This window comes from Martinezella sp. CNPSo 3964 (assembly GCF_057784375.1).
This window is the reverse complement of sequence record NZ_JBXSOW010000004.1, coordinates 311,125-323,474: the sequence shown is the minus strand read 5'-3', so window position 1 is coordinate 323,474 and position 12,350 is coordinate 311,125. Positions and strand designations below refer to the sequence as shown.

Here is a 12,350-nt window from a genome sequence, read left to right as displayed (position 1 = left end):
AGTCCTTTTTCCAAGCCCCATTTGCAATCTCATTATCCGCGAGCGCGTCTCTAAGCCGGATGATCTTAGGCTCAAGGCTCAGAATGAATATATCAGCAGCACCCGTCGCCCGACCTAAAATATTTTTGGGCGTCCTTATCATGCTTGGCATCACCCACTTTCTCAATGACCTGCTGCAGTCGTTGATCGCCGCAATTTACCCGATCATCAAGGAAGCTCACGACCTCGATTTCGTACAGATCGGAACCATTACGATGACTTTCCAGATCGCGGGTTCAGTCTTGCAGCCCGCGATTGGAAGTTATACCGATCGGCACCCGATGCCGTATTCTACGATACTTGGAATGCTGTTTACGTTGGGCGGAGTCGCCGGTTTGGCTTACTCATCAAGCTATGGATTTATTCTGCTTTCTGCGGCGAGCATCGGAATCGGATCCTCAATCTTTCACCCGGAGGCAACACGAATGGCCCGCCAAGCTTCTGGCGGCAGCCAGGGTCTTGCACAGGGTATATTCCAGATCGGAGGACAAGCGGGCGGTGCATTTGGGCCGCTGCTTGCGGCATTGGTGATCGTTCCCCACGGACAGAAAAGCCTCGCCTGGTTTTCGTTCGCAGCGCTCTTCGCAATGGTTCTTTCGATTTGGACTGCACGTCAGCATGCGACGGTGAACGAGCACGCGAGGCAGAGGGTCAAATCCCGGGGACTTCACGAAGAGCGGCCGCAACACGCTCGTACAACGGTGATAGCCGGACTTATCGTTCTGTCGATATTGATGTGTACAAAGAATGCATACCGCGAAAGTTTCCGGTCGTTCTACACCTTTTACCTGATCGAACGGTTTCATACGTCTATTCAGATATCGCAGCTTATGCTGTTCGTTTTTCTGATTTCGTCGGCTGCCGGGGCGCTCATTGGTGGTATTGTCAGTGATAGGGTCGGTCGCGCTCGCATTATCTGGATATCCATTCTTGGTCCTCTGCCGCTAACGCTTCTCCTGCCTTATGCGGGCCTCTTCTGGACCGTCACCCTAACCGTTCTGATTAATCTCGTCATGGCCAGTGCCTTCGCATCCATTCTGATCTATGCGATCGAACTGATGCCAAATCGTGTCGGCTTCATTGGAGGGTTGTTTTACGGTCTCGATTTTGGTCTCGGCGGCATTGCCGCAGCGGTCCTCGGCGGCTTGGCAGACAAGATTGGCATCGAGGGCGTCTACCGGCTATGCTCACTTCTACCATTGCTAGGCTTGCTGGCTTGGTTTCTCCCACAAATAGAGGGCCAGAAAGCTAAAGGCCGATGATGCCAACTGGACCATGCAGAACCATTAAAACTGGCTATTTTAACAGGTCCAGAACGTTGCTATCTGTGTGTAGGAAATTGAACAGATGAAGACGTCATGTACGTCCGGTCACCGTATTGGGCGATATTTTCAAGTACTCTGACGGAAACGAGCAATGTTACTGCAACGAACTCCGCTTTCAAAGGCTGACATAGATCGTTTTGGTTTTGACCCGACCTCGACGTTCCGCGCCAATTTGGTGGCTGTCGAGGATCGGATAAGGCGAGCATGTGCCCGGTCCGGACGAGACGCCGAGTCCGTCCGTCTGCTCCCGATCACAAAGACTGTTCCTGCGCATGTCCTGCGTTGCGCGTTTGAGGCCGGCATAACGGATTTCGGGGAGAACAAAATACAGGAGGCGGTGTCCAAGCGCGAGCAAATGGCCGATCTGGACATCAATTGGAGTATTGTTGGGCACCTGCAGTCCAATAAGGTAAAATATGTTTGCCACTTCGCACGTGAGTTCCACGCGCTCGACAGTCTACGGCTTGCAGATCTTCTGAACACTCGGCTTGAACGGGAAGGGCGCTTCCTCGAGGTCTATATACAGGTCAATACCTCCGGTGAGGAAAGCAAGTTCGGCTTGCATCCCGATGCCCTGATGCCATTCATCGATACGCTCAATCAGTTTCCAAGACTGCGCCCGCGCGGATTGATGACGCTTGCTCTGTTTAGCGACGATATGGAGAAGGTTCGACCATGTTTCGCATTGCTACGCCGACTGAGAGATCAGGCAATTGAAAGCAATCCGACGGTCAACGAACTTTCGATGGGAATGTCGGGCGACTTCGAGGAAGCCATAGAAGAGGGAGCGGACGTCATTCGAGTCGGACAGGCCATATTTGGTAAGCGACCGACGCCCGATTCACATTATTGGCCGGGTTTTCCCGGGTCTGCGTAGTCCACGAAGCCTTTGAAGCCCCCGGAGCGTACGACAAATGGGCTCGCAGGCGTGGATACACATCCACCTATTCCCGCGTTTATGCCCACGAACCGTTGCCGCGTTCGGCTGAAGGAATTGATCTCCTGGTGGTGATGGGAGGCCCGTAATCACCATCGACTTCTCTGAAAGAGTGCCCCTACTTTAACGATGCCCCAGAAAGGATGCTCATCAAGCTTTGCGTTGATGCGGGCAAGGCGGTAGTTGGAGTGTGTCTCGGACCCCCGTTGATTGGCGAGGCTTTGGGTGCGGGCTACGAACACAGTCCCGAGAAGGAAATCGGAAAGTTCGCCATCCAGCTGACATCCGAAGGAAAGCAGAGCACAAAGTTTGATCATTTCGGCGACGTGCTGGAGGTCGGACACTGCCATAATGATATGCCTGGTCTTACGAGGATGCGAAAATCATCGCCTTCAGTGACGGGTGTCCACGCCAGATCGTAGAGTATCAGGATATTGTTTATGGCTTTCAATGCCATATGGAACTTAACCTCGAGGTGGTGAATCACCCCATCGCTGCGTCGGAAAGCGAACTCGCTCAGCTGAAGGGACATCGCTATGTCCAGCAGCCGGATGCATTACGTGCAGACGACTATGTCGAAATAAACGACAAGCTCTTCGTGTTCCTCGATAAGCTGGTTGAAGCCTACGAAATGAAACGTTAGCGAAGAGTGCGGTTGGGCTAATTTCGCATTTTTGCACGATCGTGTGCGGTCTTGAACAATTGGATCGTTGCCAGAAGTCGTCATAACTGGCCCATGCGAAATTGAATGGGGTATACATGAACGAGAACGGTTTCCGGATCGTGCTTGCCATAGTGAGCATGATCTCCATCGGCACAACATACGGATGGAGTGCGACTGCAGCCGTCTTGAGGCAGAGCGCACAAGGTGGCGACCTTCTCATCTACGCATGTTTGACGGCCGCCATAGGAGCAGGCTCAGGGTTTTCCGCGCTGTTGACCAAGCCATGGGGTGCTCGCGCCAGTGTCGCAGTCGGATTGTTGACTTGGGCGACTGGCCTGCTTGCGGCGACTATGATCGGTCCCGTTTCCAGCCCCATTCCGCTTTGCTTGACAATAGGCATCCTTGGTGGTTTCGGGGTTGGCATTGCATACACTGCGTTGGTTGGAGTTTTCCGGACGACACTCGCCTCCCACAAGGTCCTGAGCGGTTCAATCGGTCCGCTGGGTTTTGCTTCGGGAGCAGCGACACTCGTCTATGTTCAAACAGCGAATCCAACGACGACCGGTACCTCCGCCATTTATCTTTGGCTTGGCGCTATTGTTTTGATCCTCGCCGTATTCGCGGCTTTCTTAATGCCGGGGCCAAGTCAGCCTTTGATTGTTGCAAACTCAGCAACGCGCCCGAAGCTCTGGACGACTAGCACGCTCTTTATTTGGTTGCTGTTGGCGTTGAACGTTGCGCCCGGAATGGCGATCGTCGGTGTAGCAGTGCCCTGGGTAGCGACCTTGCGCAATTTGACAATCGGCGAAGCAGGAATTGCAGTTGCGTTCGTGGTCCCCTCGTTGTTTGTCGGGCAGATCCTTGCTGGTTTGGCGGCTGAACGATACGGTGAAAAAACAACGCTACTCGCGATGTTTGGTCTGCGAGTGGGGGCTTTTGCAGTTTTTGGTCTTATTGTTCCAAAGCCTGAGTTTGTTATCATGATAGCGCTTGCATGCCATGGTGGCGGGTTTGGCCTTATTCCACGTATCGTTAGTCGTAGTCCATCGGGTGCACATCCATATGCGATCAGCCTGGTGCTTACCGCATGGGGCATTGGAGGTCTCCTGGGGATTGCGCTTTTTTCGACGACGGCCGGTGGAGCGCAGCAGTGGGTTGGTTTCGCTGGCTTGGCGGTGTTGATGGCGGCCGGATTGTTCGTGGTCGCTCCGGCCACGCGGCAAGGCGAGGTATGATGGCTCGGTATGCCTGACAGATGACAGCGCCAATGGTATCTGCCTCGGCTTTGAACAAGGGATCATCCGCTGGGGAAAGCGTAAGCGGCTATTTGCTGCGGATAGTCTCCCCATATTTGGGCTACCCAGTAAAGCGGCAAATAGCTGGCAGATGAAAATTAAATTTTATCATAGGCGTGCCCTGCTAAAGGGCATGCCTTCGGTGATGGCGGAGTGGTCGAAGGACGGCTAGTACGAAGCAGTCTGGTGTATTGTCGCGCGTTGAGAGAGCGAATGACATGCGCCGGCTATTACGCGATCGACATCGGCAATAAACTGTTCGTCTTCACCCCTCGGTGTGATTTCGAGGAGAATGCGCCGGGTCTCGGCAGCTCCCACGGTTCGATGCAATACCCATGACGCCAGATAGGTGGTGGCCAGGCAACCACCGGCAGTCGCAACGTTGCCGCTCACGACAAGAGGCTTTTCGACGACCGTTGCGCCAGCGGCATTCAATTCCTCAACAGCCGATACCGTGGTCGTTGCGGGAGAACTGGTCAAAATTCCTGTCGCAGCAAGTATAAGGGCACCAGAGCACTGCGACCCGATCAGCTGTCTGGCAGGGTCCAGTTTGAATTGCTTCATGAACTCCGTCGATTTGGCGCATGCGCGAGACCCTGGACCGCCTACCACAAGGACTACGTCCGAGCTCTCTACTGCTGCAATGTTAGAATCGGTGCTGACCGACATTCCAAGTTCGGACGTGTGAACAGATGCGGTACCGAGTATCTGGACCTCCCATTGGCGTCCTTGTACCCGATTTAGAATGTCCCAGAGCAGGACCAGATCAACGTCCGCAAATCGATCATATACGACTATGGCCACAGAAGTCATTTTCTACTCCAAAGTTGAGCTGCTTGATTCTTGAGGTTGCGATCGCTGCCGATCACTTTTAACGTATCATCCTCTTAAGCAGCATACTCCCAGATTGCTCGAACAAGCGTTGATTAAGTTGGCAACACGAGGTTACTTGAGCTCAAGGTCTAATGAGCATGCGTCTCGATCTGTAATGCCAAGTTGCTATAATTGCATGCAATCTTGATATGGCGAATGTCGGGGCATCCGTAACCGTATAAATGAGGCGTGTGATGATAGTGATGTCATAGCGGGTCGTTTCGGTTGAAACTCATCCGTTTAGAGATGCTCTTTACCGAGCGATTGTCGCTGTGTTTCAGTCTGCCAGTTGCTCTCCTATTGGAAAGATCCAGACAGACAAGCGGAATTCGGTTCTGCGTACTGCACCACGAAACTCCATGAGGAAGAAGGCATCGCTTTCTTTCTTCTGGATTGATTTTTATGCAGCCCTGAGAATCGATACTCATCGGCGATGAAAAGCGCTTAGTTTATCCTAATTTTGCATGCGCTCATGTAGTTTCGACGACCGAAATATCGATCGAGAAGATGCAGTTGCGGGCACCTTCTGGTGGCTGACCTTGCCCGGCCACATCAAACGCCCGACATTGAAGGCGGTGTGGCCCTGGGATCGAAGGTGTCCAGGGATACAAAAAACGTTGCCACGAATGTTGCAGGCGGGGCTCCAATTCCGCCGAATTCCAATGTAGACCACCATCTGTACTGACCTCGACGATCTGGATCGGATCCGCGGCCCAAGCCCAACCGGAAACAACCGTCTCTGCTCCTAAGCGTATGGTCATTTCATGGGCCGGGTCTACAATCAGAGAATGGGGGGCGACCCGCCAGACGGGAGTGATGGTTTCGTGACCGTCTACCACCTGTCGATCATTGTACATGACGGTGGTGAAATAACCTGGTGAGCGTTCGGCGCGCAGGTCGAGGCCAGTGAGCCATTTTGTCGAATTTGTTCCGTAATAGCCGGGGACAACAAGACGTACCGGCCCACCACGTTCATCTTCGAGATCTTGGCCATTCATCTGCAGAGCGAGCAAAATATCTTCGCGCTGGACCTCCTTGATTGGCAGATCCTTTACAAAGGCAGGGATATCAATCCCGTGATAGTCGCCACCGTCAGCACCGATTGACCATAAAAACGCTGCGTGCGGCAGAATGCCTGCTTGCGCAAGAACATCCTTCAGCGGAATGCCGCGCCAGACGACGTTCGCGACGCGGCGCACCGGGACGGTGGGATGGAACGGGTGACCAGCGCATTCGTGGAAGGAATATACCTCGCGCTGCGGCATGCCGCGCAAATCATCTAGCTTGAGGGCTATCTCGCGATCAACCATTCCCCGGATCGTGACTATCCAGTTGCTTCGATCGACGGGCGGAATGCCCATGTGGTTCAATGAGAAGACCTCATCACGCTGGGTCTCAAAATCCACCAACGCCTTAACCGGCGGTTGCTTCAGGTTCGGTAGATTCACACCGTCGAGCCAAAATCTGTTCATCTTGTTTCTGCCTGCTACGTGGATACCGAAACACCTTGGGCGTGAAAGGGGGCCGGCGACCCCCCTTTCATAACTACTTCGAGGCGGCGATGACTTCGATCAAAATACGCGCGCCATCAACAGGAAGAGGTGAAGCCTTGACGACCGATCTTGCCGGTACGTGTTTGAAACGTGATTTCCAAACCTCTTCGAAGTCGGCAAAATCATGCAGGTCTGTCAAAAAGATCTGTGCTTTTGCGATATGCTGGAGATCGCTTCCAACCTGCTGGAGCGCCGCGTCCAGCCGGTTCAAGACCCACTCGGTCTGGAGCTTGATTGCCGACGAGTAATGTGGATAGGCGGGATGCACAACGCATTCTTCGGGAAGACGGCCACTATCGAAACCGGGGAAAATACCCGCCGAGAAAACAAGATCTCCAGTCCCAACCGCTTCCGGACCGCATGGCCCAACCTTTTCAGGCAATCGGAGGTCCTTGCCTGTGTAGGCTGTCAGATCAATCTCAATGACAGTGTCGCCCACCAGGAGAGAGCCAATTCCGGTGACGGCAAGCGCCGCGGATGTCGGAAGCGCATCCTTCCAGGCGGATTTGAAGCCTTCATGCTGCTTCGTGTCCAGGAGAAGAGCTTGCCCTTTAACAACCTGAACGAGTTCGGCGCCGCCGGCTGCGAGAGAGCGGGCCATATTCTTGATCGTGTACGATGATTGTTTGCAAATGTCTGCTTCGGCACCACGACCGCCGGCTTCCGGCGGTACACCGTCTACGGCATTATGAGCCAACTGTCCGGAGGTGAAGACGAAGTCTCCGGCTCGCATGACTTCGACCTTTTTCGTCAGTGGGCGGGGGGCATCCGATTTGCCCGGTGTCTTTGTCAGACCGCCATTCTTATCAAGGGCAATCAGGGAGATCTCAAGTCGCGCACCGGGAACGAGAAGATCGGCAGCTCCTACGGTCGTCCGGGTGGGTGGGTTCGGAAAAACTTGTTTCCATACTTTGTCAAAGCCCGGGAACTGAGTTCCATCGCGCAGGAAGACATGGGCCTTTACTACGTGGTCTAGCGAGCTCCCCCCTTCTTCGAGGAAAGCGGCTAGGGTCCGGAGAATATGGGCGGTCTGGCGTTCGGATGGCGCTGAGAAATATGGAAAGTTGAAATCTTCGGCCGCTTCCGGCGCAATACCATTTTTCCAATCGGTCGCGAGGACTGCGGAGGTGAAAACAAAGCCGCCGGCTTTGGCGGTATTTGCCTGCCACAATGGCGTCGAACCCGGCAATGTATCGTTTTTCTCTGGCACTGTTGTGTTCATTGAAATCTCCTCTATTTAACGAAGTTGTTTTTCGATCCAGAGAGCATGCTCGAGCAGCCTTCTGTCTGCGAAGCGAGACCCGATGACTTGAACTGACAAAGGCAGCCCATAGGCACCGTTACCAAAAGGAAGGGCGATCGAAGGAAGGCCGAGCAAAGACCAACCCAGGCAGAAAGTAGCGTCACCGGTTGAATCGAGGCCGATCGGCGCCTCCCCTGGCGTTGAAAATGTCAACAGGACGTCGAAATCGTCCAATGCTGTATCGAAGGCGGATGACAAGTGTCGCGCCTGCAATTTTGCATCATCGTAGGCATCTTCGGTGACGACGTTGGCTGCGGCATACTCCTTGAGGAAGACGGCTCCAAGATCGTTCGCTCGCGTACTAGACACTTCGGGTTCCAGCGACCTGGCCATCTCATAGCGTGAAATGGTCCTTTGCCATTCATTGGACCTTTCAAAACCGGGCACAGGATTGACATCTATGAGCCTGGCGCCCGATCTTTGGCAGATAGCCGCGACCATTTGAAATGCCTTGACGGCTTCGGCAGTTGCATGTTCGTGAAAAGGTCCTGGAAATATACCAATCCTGGGTGCCGCAACGCAATCATCGAGCGGCCGGTAAGTCGTTCGCCCACGTAGGGCGTCGTAGAACAGCGCCGCATCTCCGACTGAGACGGAGAATGTTCCCAGCGTATCAAGCGACCAGGAATAGTGCTTGGCTCCGATGTTAGATAGCGCACCGAACGTGGGCTTGAACCCGACCACGCCACAAAAGGCAGCGGGGCGCACAATCGATCCCCCGGTTTGAGATCCGGTTGCCAAAAATACCTGCCGATCCCCTACTACGGCTGCAGAACCTGAAGAGGATCCTCCGGGTGTGTGCTGTGGGTTATGGGGGTTTGTCGTCGCGGTTGGTCTGCTGGCGCCAAATTCTACAGTAGATGTTTTCCCGAGGATAATAGCACCGCCGCGACGCGCTGCGGAGATGTTGGCAGCATCAGTGAAAGGGCGGTATCCGTTGTAGAATGGCGAGCCATAACCTGTGGGCTGTTCCTCTGTGTCAAAGAGGTCCTTGACGGCTATCGGAATGCCGTGAAGCATGCCTGTTCGGGGCAAAGCCTGCATTCGGCGTGCGTCTTGGATTGCCCTTTCACTGTCGAGATAGGCCCAGGCGTTTAGCTGGGGTTCTCTGTCGAGAGCCCTTTCTATAGAGTACCGAACGAGGCATTCGATCGACAGCGTGCCGTTATCGATCTGCTTAGCGGCCTCCAAAGCGGTGTCTGGAATGACTTTTTTTGCGCTGCGAGTTGCCATGTCCAAATGCTAGACATTTGCATCTATTGCGACAAATGCTTATTGCTTCATCACTCATGCCAAATTGATATACACCACACTTCAGGCGAACCTCCCAGCGGCCGTGCCCTCATCAGCCGTCCTAGCAGGATATTTTGCGCCAACATGCTTCGCGCAACGCCGGTTACAGCTCACGTGCTGAAGACGGTCTAGCCCGCCACAGGTAGCGGGAGACTTGAGTCACTACCATCAACTATTGGTGTATGGCTTTGGACACGCAGCGCGGTGTTTACTTCCGACACTAAAGATTTATTCGCTTGCGCACACCAGCATTTCTTAAGGCTCGCCAAGACCGAGTAAACCGCGAGTGCGCTCAGACCGACCGGAATGGGGACTGCTGCGTGTTGCCCGCATCCGACAATTGGATTGCCGGAGGAGGATATCTTTCCGGGCGACTATCTCCAACCAATGAACGCCGGCCATCAGGGTTCAAACTGAGATGACGTTGGCCGTCGAGAGACATCTGACAGGGCGCGAAGTCCTTTCAAAGGTCACAGCGAAGCCGAAATCGCAAAGAGCGACGTAGACCAGACCCTCTCAGCGATCATCGATCTCCGCTTGTGGTTCGGAAAGAAGGCTTAGACGGCAAACCGACCTGCGCGCCTATCCCTGACGGTCGCTATAGATAGGTTCGTTTCGACACTGGCAATGCGGGAAACATCGAGGACCAGTCGAAGATTCCAAGCCGCCTTCGACACGGGACGGAACGACGCAACCGAGCAGGCGCAGGGGAAGCCGCAACCGCAAATGGTTAGCCTGCGGTTTTCGACCGGGATAGGGACAAAGAGTGGCTCTCGCCAGTTATGCACTTTTGGAAATTGCGCGGACGTAAAGATGTCGCACCATAGCTGCCTAGTTGCTTACCTGCGCGCAGTGGCAGGGCCACGCACGCCACTCATTAATGAAGAATCCGGCGAAGGAAATCCTGAGCCCGTTCACTGGCGGGTCGATCAAAGAACTGCTCCTTAGATGCGTCCTCAATGATGCGTCCAGCCTCCATAAAAAGTACGCGATCAGCGACTTTCTTGGCAAAGCCCATTTCATGGGTGACGCACATCATAGTCATTCCCTCTTTAGCAAGTTCCATCATAACATCCAGCACCTCGTTGATCATTTCCGGATCAAGAGCAGAGGTTGGTTCGTCAAAGAGGATGGCCGCCGGATCCATCGAGAGAGCGCGTGCGATCGCGACGCGTTGCTGCTGGCCGCCAGAAAGCTGCCCGGGATATTTCTCCGCATGGGATTTCAACCCGACACGGTCTAGCAGCGCAAGACCCTTCGCGACCGCTTCCTCTTTTCCTCGGCCGAGAACCTTTCGTTGCGGAAGCGTGAGGTTTTCCATCACCGAGAGGTGCGGAAACAGCTCAAAGTGCTGGAATACCATGCCAACGCTCGCCCGGAGTGTCGGGAGCCTTGTTTTCCGATCCCGCAGACGTTGGCCATTGACGGTAATTTCACCCGTTTGAATTGGCTCGAGGCCGTTGACAGTGTAGATCAAAGTGGACTTTCCTGATCCCGATGGGCCGCAGATCACGACAACTTCCCCTTTGGCTACCTGAGTGGTGCAATCCGCGAGTACTTGGAAACTGCCGTACCATTTGGAGACGGATTCGATCGAAATCATCGTTGTACCCTTTTCTGAAGAGCTCTGACGCATATGGACGCGAAGCTGCAGATAACGAAATAGCAGGCCCCCGCAATCAGGATCATCTCAGCGGAGGTCCCATCACGCTCGCCGATATTGGTAGCGGTGCGGAAGAAGTCGGCGAGGCTGATCACATACACAAGTGAGGTGTCTTGAAACAAGATGATGGCCTGTGTCAGAAGCAAGGGTGTCATGGCCCGAAAAGCCTGCGGCAAAATAATCAACCACATGGCCTGAGTGTAACCCATACCAAGAGCCATTGAAGCTTTCATCTGGCCCTTCGGAATTGCGCTGATGCCGGCACGGATGATTTCCGAATAGTAGGCCGCTTCGAAGAGTGAGAACGCGACCATCGCAGAGACAAGCCGGATATCTGCGCTGGGCGACAGTCCAAGGACAACTTGGATGAACTGCGGTACGATCAGATAGAACCACAACAAGACCATCACGAGCGGTATTGACCTGAAAATCGTGACATATCCGGTGGCAAACCAGCGGAATATCCTGATATTGGAAAGGCGCAACAGCGCCAGGATGGTCCCCAGGAATATCCCAACAACGATCGCAGTGGCAGTGATCTGAAGAGTGACGATCATGCCGGCGCCCAGGCTGGGAAGTGCCTCGAAGATGATTCCCGAGTCAAAGTTATCCATTATCGACCTCCAATTGATCCGGGGATTCTAAGTCGCGGTTCAATGAGACGCGCACCGGCCACAACGATGAGGTTGATAAGTGCGTAAGACAAAGTGACTGCAGTGAAGGATTCGTATGTATGAGCAGTATAATCAACCAGCTGACGCGCCTGCGCGGATAGCTCCAAAAGCCCGATGGTCGAAGCTACCGTAGAATTTTTGAAGACATTGAGGAACTCTGATGTCAATGGCGGCAGAATAACCCTAAATGAGACTGGTAGCAGAACATATCGATACGCTTGCCATTGGGTAAATCCGAGTGCCAAACAAGCCGCACGCTGCCGAGGAGGCAGTGAGTTGAGCCCAGATCTCACCTGTTCGCAAACGCGGGCAGCAGTAAACAAACTAAGGCAAATGACTGATGTGACGAAGAACTGCGTCGTGGGCGGGAGCTGCTTGATCGCGTTGCCGATGGTCAACGGCAGAAGCTCTGGTATGACAAAATACCAGATGAAGAACTGGACGATCAGGGGAATATTCCGGAAGATCGAGACATACGCTGCTCCGGCGGTCGACAGCGCCCGGTTCGGCACTGTCCGCAAGACACCCAAAAAGGTTCCTATGGCAAGCGCGGTAATCCACGCCGCAATCGAAACCTGGATGGTGATCCAGAAGCCGGACAACAACCACCCAAGATAGGTCGTCGGTTCGCCAGTGGAAACCGGACCCAGGAAGATCTCCCAATTCCATGTATAATTCATCGAAAGACTCCGGACCAGAAGGGCCAGCGAACTGGCCCCTCTGCCCAAATT

At 53.9% G+C, this 12,350-nt stretch carries 12 protein-coding genes; 5 read left to right on the top strand and 7 right to left on the bottom strand.

Annotation, left to right across the window (positions count from 1 at the left end):
- Positions 1-83: 83 nt before the first annotated feature.
- The 5 genes from AC13Q5_RS15490 to AC13Q5_RS15470 all read left to right on the top strand — a co-directional run bounded on the left by AC13Q5_RS15490 (position 84) and on the right by AC13Q5_RS15470 (position 4,200).
- Positions 84-1,301, top strand: a complete 1,218-nt coding sequence (locus AC13Q5_RS15490; RefSeq protein ID WP_488502259.1) for an MFS transporter — start codon at positions 84-86, stop codon at positions 1,299-1,301.
- Between the two features lie 154 nt (positions 1,302-1,455).
- Positions 1,456-2,241, top strand: a complete 786-nt coding sequence (locus tag AC13Q5_RS15485) for a YggS family pyridoxal phosphate-dependent enzyme (RefSeq protein ID WP_488502258.1) — start codon at positions 1,456-1,458, stop codon at positions 2,239-2,241.
- Between the two features lie 203 nt (positions 2,242-2,444).
- Positions 2,445-2,723 carry a glutamine amidotransferase-related protein gene (locus tag AC13Q5_RS15480; protein WP_488502257.1) on the top strand — a complete coding sequence of 93 codons (279 nt, stop codon included), beginning with the start codon at positions 2,445-2,447 and terminating at the stop codon, positions 2,721-2,723.
- 35 nt (positions 2,724-2,758) lie between these two features.
- On the top strand, positions 2,759-2,944 hold the full coding sequence (locus tag AC13Q5_RS15475; protein WP_488502256.1) for a hypothetical protein: 186 nt from the start codon (positions 2,759-2,761) through the stop codon (positions 2,942-2,944).
- A 116-nt stretch (positions 2,945-3,060) separates the two neighbouring features.
- A complete protein-coding gene (locus tag AC13Q5_RS15470) occupies positions 3,061-4,200 on the top strand; it encodes an MFS transporter (protein ID WP_488502255.1) in 1,140 nt (379 codons plus the stop codon).
- A gap of 228 nt (positions 4,201-4,428) precedes the next feature.
- Here AC13Q5_RS15470 and AC13Q5_RS15465 read toward each other — a convergent pair whose 3' ends face one another.
- From AC13Q5_RS15465 to AC13Q5_RS15435, 7 genes are all read right to left on the bottom strand, one after another.
- Positions 4,429-5,073 (bottom strand): DJ-1/PfpI family protein, encoded by a 645-nt coding sequence (locus tag AC13Q5_RS15465; protein ID WP_488502254.1) that lies wholly within the window; start codon positions 5,071-5,073, stop codon positions 4,429-4,431.
- Positions 5,074-5,603: 530 nt separating this feature from the next.
- Positions 5,604-6,605, bottom strand: coding sequence for a molybdopterin-dependent oxidoreductase (locus AC13Q5_RS15460; protein WP_488502253.1), 1,002 nt, complete (start codon positions 6,603-6,605; stop codon positions 5,604-5,606).
- A 73-nt stretch (positions 6,606-6,678) separates the two neighbouring features.
- Positions 6,679-7,908, bottom strand: a complete 1,230-nt coding sequence (locus tag AC13Q5_RS15455; RefSeq protein WP_488502252.1) for a RidA family protein — start codon at positions 7,906-7,908, stop codon at positions 6,679-6,681.
- A 15-nt stretch (positions 7,909-7,923) separates the two neighbouring features.
- A complete protein-coding gene (locus AC13Q5_RS15450) occupies positions 7,924-9,222 on the bottom strand; it encodes an amidase (protein WP_488502251.1) in 1,299 nt (432 codons plus the stop codon).
- Positions 9,223-10,159: 937 nt separating this feature from the next.
- Entirely contained in the window at positions 10,160-10,885 is a 726-nt protein-coding gene (locus AC13Q5_RS15445) for an amino acid ABC transporter ATP-binding protein (protein WP_488502250.1), read from the bottom strand.
- A complete protein-coding gene (gene gltK / locus AC13Q5_RS15440) occupies positions 10,882-11,562 on the bottom strand; it encodes a glutamate/aspartate ABC transporter permease GltK (protein WP_488502442.1) in 681 nt (226 codons plus the stop codon). Before gltK ends, AC13Q5_RS15445 begins: the two co-directional genes overlap by 4 nt.
- Positions 11,559-12,299 (bottom strand): amino acid ABC transporter permease, encoded by a 741-nt coding sequence (locus AC13Q5_RS15435; protein ID WP_488502249.1) that lies wholly within the window; start codon positions 12,297-12,299, stop codon positions 11,559-11,561. Before AC13Q5_RS15435 ends, gltK begins: the two co-directional genes overlap by 4 nt.
- Positions 12,300-12,350: the final 51 nt, after the last annotated feature.